A 16,331-nucleotide genomic window follows, 5' to 3' on the forward strand; every position below is an offset into this window, starting at 1 on the left:
AGCGCGGGCGGTATGTATAGATCTGCAAGGGGGTTGGCGCCTCTTGGCGGAATACAAATTAGACCCGAAGCAGGATATCGGTATAGCTGGGAATGGGCCAGTATTGGTCGTCTGTAATCGTCTCAGCCGCGTCGCAGGCCGTGCGAAGGCTATCCATACGCACCTTCAAAACATCCCGCAAATACAGCGCGTGCTCCCGGATATTCTCAATAGAATGGCTGCGAACATACGCTTCCCGCACTCCTTCGATCTCACTGTCGATCTGGTCGATAATGTCGTTTAGGGAATGAAGGTGTTTTGTGGATGACCAGGCGGAAACCCCAGCGGTTTTCATCTCATTGACCGACCGGGCTACCTCCCCCGCATATCGAACCAAAGCGGGATAAATCTGGCGGCGCACCATTTCCAGCATAGTAGCGGCCTCGATAGAAACCACATGGATATAGTTTTCCAGCAAAATTTCATAGCGGGAGGAACATTCCACCGGGGTGAATACTCCCTGCCGGGAAAACAAATCAATATTTTTTTGATCCAGCAGACATTCAAAGGCATCCAGAGAGGTGTTTAAAATAGGAAGCCCGCGTTTTTTAGCCTCCTCCACCCAAGCCTGAGAATAATTGTTGCCATTAAAAATAATACGGCCATGTTCTTTTACCACGTCGGCGATAATCGCTCTGATTTCATGGCGGATATCCCCAGCCTTTTCCAAACGCTTGCAAAAATCTTCAAACACGTCCGCTAACGCGCAGTTGAGCACAGTATTGGTAAAGGCAATCGACTGAGAAGATCCCAGCATACGAAACTCAAACTTATTACCAGTAAAGGCGAAGGGGGAGGTCCTGTTGCGGTCGGAATCATCTTTGACTAAATCCGGCAGGGTAGAAACGCCGGTTTTCAGCATTTTATGTTCTTCCTTGCCGCATCCGCCCCCATTTCCAGCGGCGCACAGAGACTGGGTAAGATTTTCACCCAGGAAGATAGAAATGATCGCCGGCGGGGCTTCAAATCCGCCAAGGCGGTGGTCGTTGCCCGCGCTGGCGGCAGAAGCACGCAAAAGATCGGCATACTGATCAACTGCGCTGACAAAAGCGGCCAGCATTAAAAGAAAATGCAGATTTTCCTCTGGATCTTTGGAAGAGGCCAACAGGTTTAAACCATCATCGGTACAAAGGGAATAGTTATTATGTTTACCACTTCCGTTGATACCAGCGAACGGCTTTTCATGTAAAAGGCAGGCCAGCCCCTGTTGTTTGGCCACCACCCGCATTACTTCCATCGTCAACTGGTTATGATCACAGGCTACATTGGCGGAATCAAACACCGGCGCCAATTCATGCTGGGCAGGAGCCACTTCATTATGTTTGGTTTTACTGGACACCCCAAGAGACCACAATTCTTCATCCAGAGCGCGCATGTACTCGGCCACCCGCAGGCGGATGCGTCCGCAGTAATGATCATCCAGCTCCTGGCCCTTTGGAGGCCGGGAACCCAAAAGAGTGCGTCCGCAGATTTTTAAATCCAGGCGCTGCTCATAAGCATCCCGGTCGATCAAAAAATATTCCTGTTCTGCGCCTACAGTGGGGGTAACATAGTTGGTTTTTGTATTCCCCAGCAGCCGTAAAAGGCGAAGGCACTGTTTGTTTAACGCCTCCATTGAACGCAGAAGAGGAGTTTTCTGATCCAGCGCTTCCCCTGTATACGAATAAAACGCCGTGGGGATATATAGGGTACCGTCCCTTACAAAGGCCGGAGAAGTGGGGTCCCAGGCGGTATATCCCCGGGCTTCAAAGGTAGCCCGAAGGCCGCCCGAAGGAAAGGAGGAAGCGTCCGGCTCCCCCTTGATCAAGGCCTTTGGGGAAAATTCCAAAATAATTTTTCCGTTGCCAGCAGGTTCAATAAAAGAATCATGTTTGCCGGCGGTAATGTTCGTCAGCGGCTGGAACCAGTGGGTATAATGAGTAGCGCCGTGGGAAACGGCCCAATCTTTCATGCCCTCCGCGACCGCAGCGGCAATATTTTCCTCCAGGGGAAGTCCGGTGTCCTGGGTACGCTTTAGGCTTTCATACACTTCACGGGACAGGTTTTCCCGCATAGCCTCATCACCGAACACCTTGCAGCCAAATAATTTTGTTAAATCCATAGCGGCCTCCTAACGTATTAGATAAACACAAACCCACATAATTATAACAGATGGATTCCTCTTGCTTCACATTGATCGATCATATCCTCCGGCCAGGCAGACGCCTGGACCTCGCCAATATGAGCCTTCTGCAAAAGAGCCATACAAATTCTTGACTGGCCGATACCGCCGCCCATGGTCAGGGGAAGCTCATCGTTTAAAAGCATCTTATGGAAAGGAAGATGTCTGCGCTGCTCGCAGCCAGCAAGGGTCAGCTGTTTTTCCAAAGCGGCGGAATCTACACGAATTCCCATAGAGCTAATCTCAAACGCCCGTTCCAAAATAGGATACCACAAAATGATATCGCCATTTAAACTCCAGTCATCGTAGTCCGGGGCGCGTCCGTCATGAGGCTTTCCGCTGCGCAGCGCTCCGCCGATTTGACGGATAAACACCGCTCCATGTTTTTTGGAGATAGCATCCTCCCGCTGTTTTGGACTGAGCTGCGGATACATATCTTCCAGCTCCTGGCTGGTAATAAAATAAATTTTTTCCGGCAGATACCGTTCCAAAGCGGGGAACTGTCGGGCTAAAATATCCTGGGTTTTACGAAGCACTTCCCAAATAGACACCACCGTATCCTGGAGCACCTGAACCGTGCGTTCCTTAGAGGTAATGACCTTTTCCCAATCCCACTGGTCCACATACACCGAATGCAGGTTATCCAGCACCTCATCCCGGCGGATGGCGTTCATATCCGTATACAGGCCGGTATGGGGACGAAAGCCATAACGCTTTAAAGCCATTCGTTTCCATTTCGCCAGGGAATGAACAATCTGTACCTGGGCGCCGATATCCATAATATCAAACTGGACCGGACGCTCCACCCCGTTTAAATCGTCATTAAGCCCGGTTTCCGGACGGACAAACAAGGGGGCGGAAACGCGGGTCAGAGTTAAAGCGCTGGCAAGCTCCCGTTCAAAGGTATCCTTCGCCAGTTTAATAGCAACTTCTGTTTCCAAAATATCCAATTTGGGGAAATAATGCTCCGGCAGGAGCAGTTGAGCCACAGACATGAATAAACAATCCTTTCAAAAGCCGGTTGCCGGCAGGGAATAAGAACAAAACAAAGCAGAAAAAAGCGCATAAAAAGCCCATCTGCATTACTTGACTATTTTACCATCTCATGGGTAAACTTGCAATACGCATTCCTATACAGAATTAAAATTCCAGTTGACGAAAAAGCTAACAGTTGTTACAATTATAAATAATAAACGGCAGCCCAAAGGAGGTGCTTGCATGCAGAGGAACGTGTGGCTGGCGCTCAGCTATAACGTACCCATAAACCCCTCAAAAATACGGGTCTATGTCTGGCGTAAATTAAAAGAGTTCGGGGCGGAATATTTTAAACAAGGGGTGGCGCTGCTTCCCAACACGCCTCAAAGCATGCAGCAGTTTACCGCTCTTGCCAATAAAATCCGGCAGATGGGAGGGGAAGCGTCCATTGTAGAGCTGCGCTTTACCGACCCTGCGGATGAAATTCAAATGACAGCAAAATTTCAGCTGTCCATTGAAGATGAGTATAAAGAGCTGCTGGCCGATTGCGCCAACGCTTTGGGAGAACTGAAAAAACGCCGGGACAAACAGCAGGTGTCCCAGCAGGAAGCAGAACACCTAAAAAAAATGATCAAACGTTACCGTAAAACCAAGTCCCGGGATTACTTTAAAGCTTCCCAGGTGCGGGAGCTGGAGGAGGATATCTACGAGGTGATCGACAGCGTGCTTGAAGTTGCTGGCGATTTTGGAAAACAGCTGAAAAAACTTATGGAAACATAATAAAAGGCAGGCGCCCGGCGCCTGCCTTTTTCATCTATGATCCTAACAGTTGATTTAGAAATGCCGCCGCTGCCGGACTTAAACGTCCGCCAGCTCACAGATAATCCCGTTGGAGACCAAAAATCCATCCACAGTGAGGCGGATCCTTTCATCATCCATAGTGAGAAGCCCCGCTTTTTCAAATGGACGGGCCTTCTTTCGAAGAAGTTGGAGATCGCTTTGAGGATAACGCTTTGACAGGGTTTTAAACGAAATTCCTTCGCACAGCCGCAGCCGCAGCATAAGATATTCGGACAGATCCCCGCCTGTCCCATCGTCCTGCAAAAGATCCCAGGGATTTGCGGCAGCAAGAAAACCCGCCAGATCCCGGGGAAAATACCGCCGCCGGCCGTCTATAAAGCTGTGGGCGGAGGGTCCTATTCCTAAATAGGGCTGACAGTCCCAATACTTCATATTGTGCCGGGAAATATGCCCGTTTCGGGAAAAATTGCTGATTTCATACTGCTGATACCCGGCGCTCTCCAGCGCCTTTACCGCATATTGATACAGGTCCGCCTGCCGGTCCTCATCGGGGCACAGGGCGGCGGTATTGTTTTTACTAAACGGCGTGCCTTCTTCAATCTTCAGAAGATAGGAGGATACATGCTCCACACCCAGCCTGCTGCACAGGCTTACGGCGGCGTCAATATGAGAAAACTCCTGTCCTGGGGTGGCCAGCATCAAATCCAGGGAAATATGCTCCACTCCAGCCTGCTGCGCCGCCGTTACCGCAGAAGAAACTTCTGCGACGGTGTGGAGCCGGCCTAGAAGCTTGAGATGCTCATCGCTAGCCGACTGCATTCCAAAGGACAGACGGTTCACCCCTGCCGAACGCATAAGCTTGATCTCTTCCTTTAAAGCGGAGTGGGGGTTGCATTCTACAGTGATTTCCGCGCCGGGAAGGATAGGAAAACTCTTGGACGCCCCGTCCAGTATTCGGGCAATCCCCCCTCCGCCCAGCAAGGAAGGCGTACCGCCGCCGAAATAAATCGTATCGACGCTATCCACAAAAAAAGGAACCTGCCTTAGACTCTCCAGCACTGCCCGCGTATAAAGCTCCTGTTGGCCCTGGGCGGGCACTGCCGAATAGAAATCGCAGTAGGGGCATTTACGCTGACAAAAGGGTACATGGATATACAGTCCGATGGGCATGTTCCTTCTCCTTTTTTGGGGAGATTAATCGTCTCCCAGCTTGAGCACCGCCATAAAGGCTTCCTGGGGTACGGAAACCGTACCCAGCTGGCGCATACGTTTTTTTCCTTCCTTTTGCTTTTCCAAAAGTTTTTTCTTACGGGTAATATCGCCCCCGTAACATTTTGCCAATACGTCCTTGCGCATCGCTTTTACTGTTTCACGGGCGATAATTTTTCCGCCTATGGCCGCTTGGATAGGCACTTCAAACATCTGGCGGGGAATATGCTCCTTGAGCCGCTCCGCCATCCGGCGGGCCCGAGGATAGGCGCTGTCAGCGAACACAATAAAGGACAGGGCGTCTACAATATCCCCGTTTAACAGAATGTCCAGTTTAACCAGCTTGGAAGGACGGTAGCCGTCCAGCTCGTAGTCAAAAGAAGCGTATCCTTTGGTGCGGGACTTTAAGCTGTCAAAAAAGTCGTATACAATTTCATTGAGGGGAAGTTCATAATGCAGCTCCACCCGGTCGGTATCCAGATACTTTGTATCCAGATAAATTCCCCGCCGCTCCTGGCAAAGCTCCATAATATTGCCGATATAAGCGCTGGGGGTAAAAATACTGGCCTTTACAAACGGTTCCTCCGCGCTTTGAATCAGCGCCGGATCCGGATAGTTGGTAGGGTTGTCAATGGTGATCTTCTCCCCATTGGTCAAGGTGATGTTATACTCCACGCTAGGCGCGGTCGTGATCAAATCCAGATTATATTCCCGTTCTAAGCGCTCCTGAATAATTTCCATGTGCAGCAGCCCCAAAAAGCCGCAGCGAAAACCGAACCCTAAAGCCACGGAGGTTTCCGGCTGGAAGGAGAGGGAAGCGTCGTTGAGCTGCAATTTTTCCAAAGCGTCCCGCAGGTCAGGATATTTGGCTCCGTCCGCGGGATAAACCCCGGAGAATACCATGGGCTTTACTTCCCGGTAACCGGGCAGAGGCTCCTGCGCCGGACGGGTGGCGTCGGTAACGGTATCGCCTACTTTGGTATCCTTTACGGATTTAATGCTGGCGGCGATATATCCTACCTGTCCCGCGAACAACTCTTTCTGGGGGACCAAGGTGGTGGCTCCTAAAAAGCCGGTTTCCACGACAGTAAACTCCGCCCCAGAGCTCATCATTCGGATGGTCATTCCCGGTTTTACCACCCCATCCATTACCCGCACATAGACAATAACACCCCGGTAGCTGTCATAATAGGAGTCAAAAATCAGTGCTTTGAGGGGGGCGTCCTCCTCTCCTTTGGGAGAAGGAATATCGGTCACAATCCGCTCTAACACCTCATGGATATTAATACCGGTTTTAGCAGAAATACGAGGCGCGTCCATGCAGGGAATACCAATAATATCCTCCACTTCATGGGCAACCCGCTCCGGGTCCGCCGCAGGCAGATCGATTTTGTTAAGCACCGGCGTCACTTCCAGATCGTGTTCGATTGCCAAATAGGTATTGGCCAACGTTTGGGCCTCAATCCCCTGGGAAGCGTCCACCACCAGCACGGCGCCTTCACAGGCCGCCAAAGAGCGGGACACCTCATAATTAAAGTCCACATGGCCTGGGGTATCGATCAGATTAAAAGAATAGGTCTCCCCATCGTCCGCTTTGTAGGTAAGCTGCACCGCCCGGGCTTTGATAGTAATACCCCGTTCCCGTTCGATATCCATATTATCTAAAATCTGATCTTCCATATCCCGTAAACTTACAGTGGAAGTTTGCTCCAATATCCGATCGGCTAACGTACTTTTTCCATGATCGATATGCGCAATAATACAAAAATTGCGTATATTTTTTCTTCTATCTGACATGTTTTGTTACCACCATTTCCTACGATCTCTCAATTAATCCATCATACAATAGTATCAATATAATAATATACCATAATATTGTTAATTTTTGCAATTAAAAAATACCCTTTCTTGAAACGCGGATACCGCTGTGCTAAAATAGGCCCATTGAAACTTTCGCGGAGGTGGGGGATGAAGGTAATAGTTGTAGATTATACTCCCAGTTGGGCGGAAAATATCAGCAGGAAGCCCAAAAATAAGACGGATCCTGGGGGAAAATCTAGCGGAGATTTATCACATAGGAAGCACCGCCGTACCCGGTTTGAAGGCGAAGCCGATTATCGATATTATGCCGGTAGTGTACGACCTTTGCCAGGTGGATCAAAAAAACATAGAATTTGAAAAATTAGGTTACGAGTGCATGGGGGAATTTGGAATTGCGGGCCGAAGATATTTTCGCAAAGGAAAAGAAAACCGCACCCATCAAATTCATGTGTTTGCAGCGGAAAGCGACGCGGATATCCGACGGCATTTAGCCGTGCGGGATTATCTGCGCGCCTTTCAGGAAACGGCGCGGGAGTATGGGCTTCTCAAAGAAAAACTCGCAAAAAAATATCCTCGGGATATTGAAGGGTACTGCGACGGAAAAGACGCGTTTGTTAAAAAACTGGAAAAAGAGGCCCTTTCCTGGTATAAGGACAATTAACAAGCAGGCGGCGCAGGGAAGTTCCCCTTACGCCGCCTGCTTGCTGACTGATTTTTCATAAAGATATTCTTTGTATTGATTTGTAAGGTATCGCCAGGCATAAACCCCGTACGCATATGCCTGCTCCAGCAAAAGCACTTTTCGGGGAGTGACAAGACAAGCGTGATCTTTGCGCCAGCCTTCCAGCTCATCCAGCTGCTGGAGGGTTAAGACATACTGATCTCCTAAAAAGGATACGTCGTAATTCAGGGGATCAATTTGATCAATTGCCAGTGCGGGGTCCAGCTGGCCGTTTTCATAGCGGGAACTGGTGGAATCCACCACTAGAAATCCCGTAAAGGCCCCGAATAAAATCAGCGTAATAAAAAATCCGCCGAAAAACAGCCGTAAATCTTGTTTGGACATCCATTCTCATACCTTTATTTTTATTTTTCCTTCACCGGCGCTAACAGTTTTCCCAAGGACTTTCCAACTAGATTGGCAGTATAAATACTCTCCTCCAGTGTATTGGCATTAGAGCCCACTTCAAACAGCAGGGAACCGGTAGTTAAATCCATATTATATTTCCGATAGCAAAAAAAGATCGGACGGGTGAGAGTGGGATAATCCTGCTCCAGCTGATCCTGGACCGCGGCGGCGAACCGCAAATTTTCCCGCCAATGGGGGATATTCATAGTCCCGTCGTCGCTCCCGGTAATAATCATCAGCTGGGCGGCTTTTTTTCCATCAATCTCTGTAACCGGCTTTACAATTAAATCCTCTTCCCGCTGAATAGCGTCCCGATGAACGTCCAGGCAGACCTTAATTGAAGGATATTTTTCCAGATAGGATTTGATTGTCTCTGCACTTCGTTCATAAGATCCGTTATAGGAGGGGTAATCATGCTGGGTGGTGTCGTGGATCACGCCGATTCCGGCGGCTTTGAGCTGCGCTTCCAAAGCGTTGCCCACAGCTACCATATTATTATTGTTGTCGGTTGTGCGCCAATTATTCCGTGTGTCATAAGTATCGCTGTCATAGGGTTCATAACTTTCTGTCGCATGGGTATGAAAGATCAGCACTTGGGGCTCTGTGGTGTCCTCCAGCTGAATGTTATTGCCTTTTTTCATAATAGTTTCAATTTCCTCATCGGAGAACTCTGTATAATTGCGCAGATAACCGGCGCCGTAAGTAAGCAGGCCTTCCCGGTAACCCGCCATATTCTCCTGGACGATCGTACCCCGGTAGCGCTGGGGGATTACATGGGTGGTATCTGTAGCGGGAGAAGGCGCTTTTGGGACAGCGTTTTTCTCGGAGGCGGAAGAAGAGGACGTTTCTCCTTCCTCTTGGGGCGCAGAGGATTCCATCTGAGGATACGGCATATTATAAGGGGTAATATCCTCCCGGTTTTCCGGCGCTTCGCCGTAATAGCCGTCCTCATAGGCCTCTTTTTCAGAAAGCTTATCCCGGAACCTGTCCTCTAATAAAGCAAGAGAACCTTCCGGCATATTCACCATGGCGGAAACCAGGGCGGTTTTTTCTGCCAGGGAAAGCATATCTACTGTGGATAGCGCATAAAAAGAACAAGGCAGGATGACTGCCGCTGTACAGAGAAGCATGATTATTCTTGCAGTATTTTTTCGTTTACGACCGTTGTGTTTCAGTTTCCTCGCCCCCTACTGTCAATTGCACAGTACCCAGAGCTGTAAAAACCAGCTCTTCGCTTCCTAAAATTTATGCGGGACGCGGCGGATTTATGCTAAAAGGAAAAGGAGACGGCAATAAAAAGATGCGAATTAGGACACCAGATAAGTGATATCCTCCAGGGAAAGCTGAGGCTGCAGAGCTTTATTGATGGCAAGAGATAGATTTTTTGCTCCCCGCTCAATAATTACATCGATGTCTCTGGGAGTAACCATGACTGTCTGGGCTTGTTTTTTCATGGGAAGATTTTCTTTTTCCACAAGGTCCTGAACCAAGGTTGCTCCGTCCACCACAGTGGGGATACCTACGGAAATTACCGGGACGCCAAGGGTTTCACGGCTTAACTCTTTGCGGGAATTAAGCACGCCGGAACCAGGGGAAATTCCGTTGTCTGAGAGCTGGATCGTACGCCCCATCCGTTCCAATGACCGGGCGGCTAAAGCGTCGATGACAACCACCGCCCCAGGATGGATATCCGTTACAATGGAATGAATAATCTCCCCGGTTTCGATCCCGGTTTGTCCTAAAACCCCAGGGGCCAGCGCCGCTACCGGCCGAAGATTTTCAAGTCCGCTTTCTTTTGCCACCTGGTCGGGAATATGGCGGGTGGCAAGAATTTGATGGACAGTCTGAGGCCCCAGGGCGTCGGGAGTGATGTGAATGTTGCCAAGGCCCACCACCAAAACCATCCCCTCTTTGGGAAGCAAAGCGGAAATTTCCTGCGCCAGCAGATGGGTGACGTCGTCGGCAGGCTCTGCCCCGGCAGTGGCCAGAGGAATATCAATAGTAATATATTTTCCTTTGTTTTTGCCGGTGAGCTTTACGCCTTCCTCACTGACAACCTCCACACGGGTAATTTTGAGCCCGGCCTTTTCTTCCTGGGAAAGAGAAAGTCCCTCGGGAAGGTTATTCTTATAAAATTCCGTTTGTTCCATTGCCAGATCGGTACGGACCGCTTGCATCGCAGACGCCTCCTGATTGTTAAATTTTTGTGTTCGGTTGTAAAAACAACCTGGTTGGTGTATATTAATTATACGTATGGAAAACAAGGGCATCCTTTTTTAAAAGGATGAATAGGAGATAAATAAAAATGACAAGAAGAAAATTTGGGCTTCTGATTTTAGGAGCTGGGATAGTCATATTGTTGATCGCTTTGCTGCTTTTATTCAATACCAATTCTGTCTGGGCGCTTATCACTTTGGGCCTGTCGATTGTAATCAATACCACAGGACTGAGTGTGATTATTGCAAAAGACCCGGAGGAGAGGTAACCGAAATTAATCAACGAATGAGAGGACGCTTTGTAAGATGGATTATTTAAGGCGCAGCTGGGCGCAGATTGATCTAGACGCGATAAAAGCCAACTATCACGAACTGAAAAAGCAGGTGAGCGCCGCCTGTAAAACAATGGCGATTGTAAAAGCGGACGCCTACGGCCATGGGGATGGTTATGTTTCCCGGGCGCTTCAGGAGGAAGGAGCCGACTGGTTCGGCGTTTCCAATATCAATGAAGCCGTGTCCCTTCGCCGGCAGGGAATTACCAAGCCAATTTTGATTTTAGGATTTACCCCGCCTGCCTTAGCGGGAAAGCTGGCGGCCCAAAACATTACGCAGACGGTTTACAGCCTGGACTATGCACAAGAGCTGTCAAAAGAGGCGGTAAAGCAGCAGGTGAAGGTGAACTGCCATGTTAAAGTGGATACCGGGATGAGCCGAATCGGCTTTTTTGCCCAGAGCGGCCATGGGGAACAGGCCGCTCAGGAAATCGCGCGTACAGCGCGCCTGCCGGGGCTTTCCTGTACCGGGATTTTTACCCATTTTTCCTGTTCGGATGAAACTGCTGTAAGCTCCCGGGAATTTACCCGGCGCCAGTTTAACATTTTCATGGATACTATCGGCCGGCTGAAAAATCAAGATATTTTGTTTGAACTTCACCACTGCTGCAACAGCGCCGGGGTGATCTGTTACCCTCAGATGCACCTGGATATGGTGCGCCTGGGAAACGCGCTGTACGGGTTGGATCCTTCCGATGACTGCAAGGGAATGATTAAGCTTGTCCCCGCAATGTCCTTGTATACCACAGTGACCATGGTCAAACAGGTGCAGCAGGGGGCCCAGGTAAGCTATGGAAGACGGTATACGGCCCAGGAGGGCGAGGCGGTTGCCTCTTTAGCCATTGGCTACGCCGACGGATACCGGCGCAATCTTTCCAACAAAGGCAGAGTCATCCTTCATGGACAGTACGCCCCTATTATCGGCACGGTATGTATGGACCAGACGATGGTGGATGTTACTGGAATAGAGGGAGTGGCTTCCGGGGATACAGTTACGTTGGTTGGGGAAGAAAATGGGAAAAAAGTCACCTTGGATGATTTTGCAAAGATCAACGGGACGATTAACTATGAGGAGGCCTGCCTGATTGGGCGAAGGGTTCCCAGGGTATACATACAAGGCGGAAAAGAAGTGGCCGCTGTGGATTATATTATTCAAAATTTCTAAAGGAAAAGCAGGGAAACTTTGCGTTTCCCTGCTTTTTTTACATTTTTCCCAAGAGAGGCAAATATATTAAATAGTAAAGGCCCACAACCGACGTAAACTCCCTTGATAATTTTTGGAAAGGCGAATATAATAAAAGGGTTATATTTGTAAGTTTTGCCGGTGGATCATTGGCGCAGCAGATAGATGGAGGCAGGAAAATGGACAGCAGAGTACAGAGATTTTTTGAACAGATCAAAGGGAAAAAAGTTACGGTTATTGGAATTGGAGTCAGTCACTCCGACCTGATCAGCTTACTGGCGGAAAAGGGAGCCAAGGTCACCGCTTGTGACAAGCACACCCGAGAGCAGCTGGGGGAGGCTATTTGCAACAATTTTGAGGCCAGAGGGATTTCCCTGAAGCTGGGGGAGGACTATCTGGAGGGGGTAGACGCGGATATTGTGCTGCGCACCCCGGGGATGAAATATCATCACCCCCTGTTGGATGGCCTGCGGGAAAAGGGCGTAGTTGTTACCAGTGAGATGGAGCTTTTTTTTGACTTGTGCCCTTGTAAGATTATCGCGGTAACCGGTTCAGATGGAAAAACCACCACCACTACCCTGATCGCTGAAATACTCAAAGAATCTGGACATAAGGTTCATTTAGGGGGAAATATCGGCCGGGCGCTTATGCCGATGATTCAGGATATCCGCCCCAATGATTACGCGGTGGTGGAGCTTTCCAGCTTTCAGCTGATTTCTATGAGAAAAAGCCCGGATGTGGCAGTGATCACCAATATCACCCCCAATCATCTGGATATGCATAAGGACATGCAGGAGTATGTGGATGCCAAACTGAATATTATCGCCCACCAGGGGGCGTTTTCCCGCACGGTGCTGGGCGCAGACAACCCGTTGACCGCTTCTTTTACAGACCGCACCAGAGGAGAGACTTTTTTGTTTTCCCGGAAACATCCGGTAAAATCCGGGGCCTTTTTAGGGGAGGATGGGATCGTCTATATGGCGCTTAATGGAAAGAAAACTAAAATTATGCATCAAAGCGAGATTAAACTGCCGGGACTGCATAATGTGGAGAATTATCTGGCGGCGATCAGTGCGGTTTGGGGAGATGCGGACATTCAGGCGATTGCGGATGTGGCCAATGAGTTTGGCGGTGTGGAGCATCGGATTGAGCTGGTGCGGGAGCTGGATGGAGTGAAGTATTACAACGATTCTATCGCGACCACCCCAACCCGGACGATTGCCGGGCTGGATAGCTTTTCACAGAAACTGATCGTCATCGCCGGCGGATACGATAAAAAAATTCCTTTTGAACCCCTAGCGCCTAAGCTTATGGAAAAGAGCAAGGTGCTTATATTGACCGGCGCTACTGCGGATAAGATTGAAACGGCAGTAAAATCTTATGCAGGATACGACCCCAATGAGCTGAAGATACTGCGGGCGAAAGATCTGGCTCAGGCGGTGCAGATTGCCCATGAACAGGCAAGGGCGGGAGATATTGTGTCCTTGTCGCCGGCCTGCGCCAGTTTCGACTGTTATCCCAACTTCGAAGCCAGGGGACGGCATTTTAAGGAATTGGTAAAAGCGCTGTAACTTAGGGAAAGGAAAGAATTTATATGGATACATCAACTATGATTTTAGAGCTGTCTCAAGCCACCGGAATTGTTGGAATGGAAGCCGGGGCGGTAAAGACAGCGGAAAAAATGCTGGAAGGGTGCGGGGACTGTTCGGTGTCTGCTCTGGGATCGCTGATCTGCCGGGTGAAAACCGCCCCGGCGGACAAGCCTCATATAATGCTGACCGCCCATATCGATGAAATCGGATTGGTGGTTACTTATATTGATGAAAAAGGCTTTCTGCGGGTTTCCGGCTGCGGAGGAATCGATCTGGGAATAATTTTGGCCGCGCAGGTGCTGGTTCACACCAAACAGGGAGACCTTCCAGGGGTTGTGTGTACCGTTCCCCCCCATTTGCAGCCGGATGATACAAAGCTTCCAAAGGTGGAAGATATCTGTATCGACGTGGGGCTTTCCCAAGAACAGGCAAAACAAAAAATCGCACTGGGGGACCGGGTTTCTTTTGTGAATAAAGCCGGCAGGATGTTAAACGGGCAGGTAAGCGGAAAAGCAATCGACGACCGGGGCGGCTGCACGTCGGTTATTTTGGCGGCCCGGGAGCTGGCGAAATGCGATTTGGATTGTTCGCTTACGGTTATGCTCTCAACATTGGAAGAGATCGGAAGCCAGGGAGCGAAAACCGCTGCAGAAGAGATTATGCCTACTCATGCGATTGTAGTGGATGTAGCCTTTGGACATACCCCCGACGCCCCAAGACATCAATGCGGCGAACTGGGAAAAGGCGCGATGATAGGAGTCGCTCCTGTTTTGGACAACGATATGAGCCGTCAGCTGGTGGAAACGGCGAAAAAGCATAAGATCCCTTATCAAATGGATGTGCAGGGCGGAAGAACCGGTACAGATTCCGATGAAGTGGCTGTATGCGGCGCCGGTGTGCGCACCGCGCTGGTCTCCATTCCCCAGAAATTTATGCATACCCCCATTGAAACGGTGATGGTTTCAGATGTGGAGGCGGTAGGCAAGTTAATGGCTTTGTATATAAAAGATATCTTTGGAGGTGAACGGTAATGTTTGCTATGTTGGAAAAACTTGCCGGGATCCCTGGCGTTTCTGGTCAGGAAGGCCAGGTTGCCAAAGAAATTTGCCAATTGATCCACGGTTACTGCGACTATCATATAGACGCCTTAGGAAATATTATCGCTTTTAAAAAAGGGCAGAAAACACCGGTGCACAAGCTGATGCTTTCCGCTCATATGGACGAAGTAGGTCTGATCATTGTTTCTGCCGAGGATAACGGGTTGTTAAAATTCGCACCGGTAGGCGGTATTGATAAGCGGGTATTTGTTGGGAAGTCCGTCATGATTGGACAGGTACACGGGGTAATCGGAACCAAAGCGCTGCATATGAAAAAAGGCGACGAAAAAGAGAAAACGCCCGAAATTGACGGGTTGTATATTGATATTGGGGCAAAGGATAAAGAAGAGGCCCTTTCCCATGTGAATCTGGGGGATCGGGCGGTATTTACTTCGGTATACACCCCGTTTGGCGATGGCTTTTTAAGGGGACGGGCGCTGGATGACCGGGCGGGCTGTGTTTTGCTGATCCAGCTTATCCGGGCGCAATTACAGTATGATACTTGGTTTGCCTTTACCGTCCAGGAAGAAACCGGGACCACTGGGGCAAAAACGGCGGCTTATCAAATTGCTCCGGAGCGGGCTATTACAGTAGAGACCACAACTGCTTGTGATATTCCTCAGGTGAAAGAGGACAAACAGGTTTGTGCGCTGGGAAAAGGACCGGTAGTTTCTTTTATGGATAAAGGAACCGTTTATGATATGGACTTGTATACGAAAGCGATGGCCTGCGCTCAACGCAATAACATTCCATGTCAAGCCAAAGCCGGTGTTTACGGCGGGAACGAATCCCGTTCCGTACAGGTAGCGGGGAAAGGATGCCGCGTGCTGGCAGTCTCTGTTCCCTGCCGATATCTGCATACCCCCTCCTGTGTGATCAAAGAGGAGGATATGGAAAATACCCTGCGCTTGCTGGAGGCTCTCTTGGATGAGTTTGGCGCATGATCCAGTATGTTGCGGCAAACAATCAGGGACTGTTTGAGAAAATTTGCGGGACATCAGGTATATTTGGAAGTAAAATATACTTTCAGTATAAACAATATGAAGGGGAAGGCCCCCTGGATTTTTGGGTGGCTTGGGACGAACAATGGCCTGGGGCGGCGGTGGTTTCCATCTGCGAGGGAAACTTTGCCGTAGGCAATACCGCTGATTTTATCAGCGGCACCGCCGCCCCAGGCCCCCAGGAACTGGCATATTTTTTGCAAACGATGGGGTTTGGATCCGTAAGCGGGGAGCTGCCGCTAATAGAGCAGCTGCATGGTTTATTAGGCGGTAAAATGGGATCTTCCTACATTATGAACTATACAGCGCAGCGCACCCCGGGTCGACCAGCGGCTGAAATACGCTCTGCCCAACGGCTAGAAGAAGTGTACCGGCTGTTATGTTTGTGCGATCCGATTTTTCAGGCGTCCTCACGATACGACGCCTGGCTGGTGGACGCTTCTTATAAAATCCGGCATGAATTGGGAAATATATATGCACTATATGTAGAAAATATATTAATATCTACAATTTGTATAAATTTTAGTCCTCTAAAACACGCGATCATTACATCTTTGGCTACCCATCCGGACTTTCGCGGTAAAGGATATGGGAAACAGTTGGTAACCTATGCCACCAGAGAAGTTTTGTCCAGGGGACAGATCCCTACCCTGCTTACAGCCAACGAGAGGCTGGGAGAATTTTATGAACAATGCGGTTATAACATAACCGGCCGATGGGCAAGTATTCTTTCACAGAAAAATAAATAAAGAGAAATAAGAAAAGGAGTAATAAC

The 16,331-nt window shown here is 49.4% G+C and carries 14 protein-coding genes and 1 pseudogene; 8 read left to right on the forward strand and 7 right to left on the reverse strand.

The genetic code is table 11. The annotated features are described in order from the left end of the window. Window positions 1-58: 58 nt before the first annotated feature. Window positions 59-2,140, reverse strand: a complete 2,082-nt coding sequence (locus H8705_RS10270) for a glutamine synthetase III family protein (RefSeq protein WP_262395687.1) — start codon at window positions 2,138-2,140, stop codon at window positions 59-61. Between the two features lie 41 nt (window positions 2,141-2,181). Further along, entirely contained in the window at window positions 2,182-3,195 is a 1,014-nt protein-coding gene (gene asnA / locus H8705_RS10275; protein ID WP_262395689.1) for an aspartate--ammonia ligase, read from the reverse strand. 223 nt (window positions 3,196-3,418) lie between these two features. Between asnA and H8705_RS10280 the strand changes: the two genes are divergently transcribed. Continuing rightward, entirely contained in the window at window positions 3,419-3,955 is a 537-nt protein-coding gene (locus H8705_RS10280; protein WP_262395690.1) for a Chromate resistance protein ChrB, read from the forward strand. 78 nt (window positions 3,956-4,033) lie between these two features. Here H8705_RS10280 and hemW read toward each other — a convergent pair whose 3' ends face one another. Then, on the reverse strand, window positions 4,034-5,146 hold the full coding sequence (gene hemW / locus H8705_RS10285) for a radical SAM family heme chaperone HemW (RefSeq protein WP_262395691.1): 1,113 nt from the start codon (window positions 5,144-5,146) through the stop codon (window positions 4,034-4,036). Window positions 5,147-5,170: 24 nt separating this feature from the next. Continuing rightward, complete coding sequence (gene lepA / locus H8705_RS10290; RefSeq protein ID WP_262395692.1) at window positions 5,171-6,982, reverse strand: translation elongation factor 4; 1,812 nt, start codon at window positions 6,980-6,982, stop codon at window positions 5,171-5,173. A gap of 171 nt (window positions 6,983-7,153) precedes the next feature. Between lepA and H8705_RS10295 the strand changes: the two are divergent. After that, window positions 7,154-7,667: pseudogene (locus tag H8705_RS10295) on the forward strand (GrpB family protein). A gap of 27 nt (window positions 7,668-7,694) precedes the next feature. On the opposite strand, the gene H8705_RS10300 reads toward H8705_RS10295, so the two are convergent. From H8705_RS10300 to gpr, 3 genes are all read right to left on the reverse strand, one after another. Next, window positions 7,695-8,072: a hypothetical protein gene (locus H8705_RS10300; protein WP_262395693.1), complete on the reverse strand. Its 378-nt coding sequence runs from the start codon at window positions 8,070-8,072 to the stop codon at window positions 7,695-7,697. Window positions 8,073-8,092: 20 nt separating this feature from the next. Continuing rightward, the gene (spoIIP, locus tag H8705_RS10305; RefSeq protein WP_262395694.1) at window positions 8,093-9,265 is read right to left on the reverse strand and encodes a stage II sporulation protein P; all 1,173 of its coding nucleotides are present in this window, start codon (window positions 9,263-9,265) and stop codon (window positions 8,093-8,095) included. A gap of 177 nt (window positions 9,266-9,442) precedes the next feature. Continuing rightward, window positions 9,443-10,312, reverse strand: a complete 870-nt coding sequence (gene gpr, locus H8705_RS10310) for a GPR endopeptidase (protein WP_262395695.1) — start codon at window positions 10,310-10,312, stop codon at window positions 9,443-9,445. 128 nt (window positions 10,313-10,440) lie between these two features. Here gpr and H8705_RS10315 point away from each other — a divergent pair, with 128 nt between their 5' ends. From H8705_RS10315 to H8705_RS10340, 6 genes are all read left to right on the forward strand, one after another. Continuing rightward, a complete protein-coding gene (locus tag H8705_RS10315) occupies window positions 10,441-10,620 on the forward strand; it encodes a hypothetical protein (protein WP_262395696.1) in 180 nt (59 codons plus the stop codon). 37 nt (window positions 10,621-10,657) lie between these two features. After that, window positions 10,658-11,848 (forward strand): alanine racemase, encoded by a 1,191-nt coding sequence (gene alr / locus H8705_RS10320; RefSeq protein WP_262395697.1) that lies wholly within the window; start codon window positions 10,658-10,660, stop codon window positions 11,846-11,848. Between the two features lie 197 nt (window positions 11,849-12,045). Next, window positions 12,046-13,437, forward strand: a complete 1,392-nt coding sequence (gene murD, locus H8705_RS10325; protein WP_262395698.1) for a UDP-N-acetylmuramoyl-L-alanine--D-glutamate ligase — start codon at window positions 12,046-12,048, stop codon at window positions 13,435-13,437. Window positions 13,438-13,460: 23 nt separating this feature from the next. Next, window positions 13,461-14,489, forward strand: coding sequence for a M42 family metallopeptidase (locus tag H8705_RS10330; protein WP_262395699.1), 1,029 nt, complete (start codon window positions 13,461-13,463; stop codon window positions 14,487-14,489). Next, window positions 14,489-15,499, forward strand: a complete 1,011-nt coding sequence (locus H8705_RS10335) for a M42 family metallopeptidase (protein ID WP_262395700.1) — start codon at window positions 14,489-14,491, stop codon at window positions 15,497-15,499. Before H8705_RS10330 ends, H8705_RS10335 begins: the two co-directional genes overlap by 1 nt. Continuing rightward, window positions 15,496-16,305 (forward strand): GNAT family N-acetyltransferase, encoded by an 810-nt coding sequence (locus tag H8705_RS10340; protein WP_262395701.1) that lies wholly within the window; start codon window positions 15,496-15,498, stop codon window positions 16,303-16,305. The genes H8705_RS10335 and H8705_RS10340 overlap by 4 nt, the downstream gene beginning before the upstream one ends. Window positions 16,306-16,331: the final 26 nt, after the last annotated feature.

The organism is Youxingia wuxianensis, assembly GCF_014385085.1.
In the GTDB taxonomy this organism is placed as follows: Bacteria; Bacillota; Clostridia; order Oscillospirales; family Ruminococcaceae; genus Youxingia; species Youxingia wuxianensis.

Excerpts from the sequence above, each read along its gene's own strand:
- H8705_RS10270 (WP_262395687.1), bottom strand. The coding sequence starts at position 2,140 with ATGGATTTAACAAAATTATTTGGCTGCAAGGTGTTCGGTGATGAGGCT.
- asnA (WP_262395689.1), bottom strand. The coding sequence starts at position 3,195 with ATGTCTGTGGCTCAACTGCTCCTGCCGGAGCATTATTTCCCCAAATTG.
- H8705_RS10280 (WP_262395690.1), top strand. The coding sequence starts at position 3,419 with ATGCAGAGGAACGTGTGGCTGGCGCTCAGCTATAACGTACCCATAAAC.
- hemW (WP_262395691.1), bottom strand. The coding sequence starts at position 5,146 with ATGCCCATCGGACTGTATATCCATGTACCCTTTTGTCAGCGTAAATGC.
- lepA (WP_262395692.1), bottom strand. The coding sequence starts at position 6,982 with ATGTCAGATAGAAGAAAAAATATACGCAATTTTTGTATTATTGCGCAT.
- H8705_RS10300 (WP_262395693.1), bottom strand. The coding sequence starts at position 8,072 with ATGTCCAAACAAGATTTACGGCTGTTTTTCGGCGGATTTTTTATTACG.
- spoIIP (WP_262395694.1), bottom strand. The coding sequence starts at position 9,265 with ATGCTTCTCTGTACAGCGGCAGTCATCCTGCCTTGTTCTTTTTATGCG.
- gpr (WP_262395695.1), bottom strand. The coding sequence starts at position 10,312 with ATGCAAGCGGTCCGTACCGATCTGGCAATGGAACAAACGGAATTTTAT.
- H8705_RS10315 (WP_262395696.1), top strand. The coding sequence starts at position 10,441 with ATGACAAGAAGAAAATTTGGGCTTCTGATTTTAGGAGCTGGGATAGTC.
- alr (WP_262395697.1), top strand. The coding sequence starts at position 10,658 with ATGGATTATTTAAGGCGCAGCTGGGCGCAGATTGATCTAGACGCGATA.
- murD (WP_262395698.1), top strand. The coding sequence starts at position 12,046 with ATGGACAGCAGAGTACAGAGATTTTTTGAACAGATCAAAGGGAAAAAA.
- H8705_RS10330 (WP_262395699.1), top strand. The coding sequence starts at position 13,461 with ATGGATACATCAACTATGATTTTAGAGCTGTCTCAAGCCACCGGAATT.
- H8705_RS10335 (WP_262395700.1), top strand. The coding sequence starts at position 14,489 with ATGTTTGCTATGTTGGAAAAACTTGCCGGGATCCCTGGCGTTTCTGGT.
- H8705_RS10340 (WP_262395701.1), top strand. The coding sequence starts at position 15,496 with ATGATCCAGTATGTTGCGGCAAACAATCAGGGACTGTTTGAGAAAATT.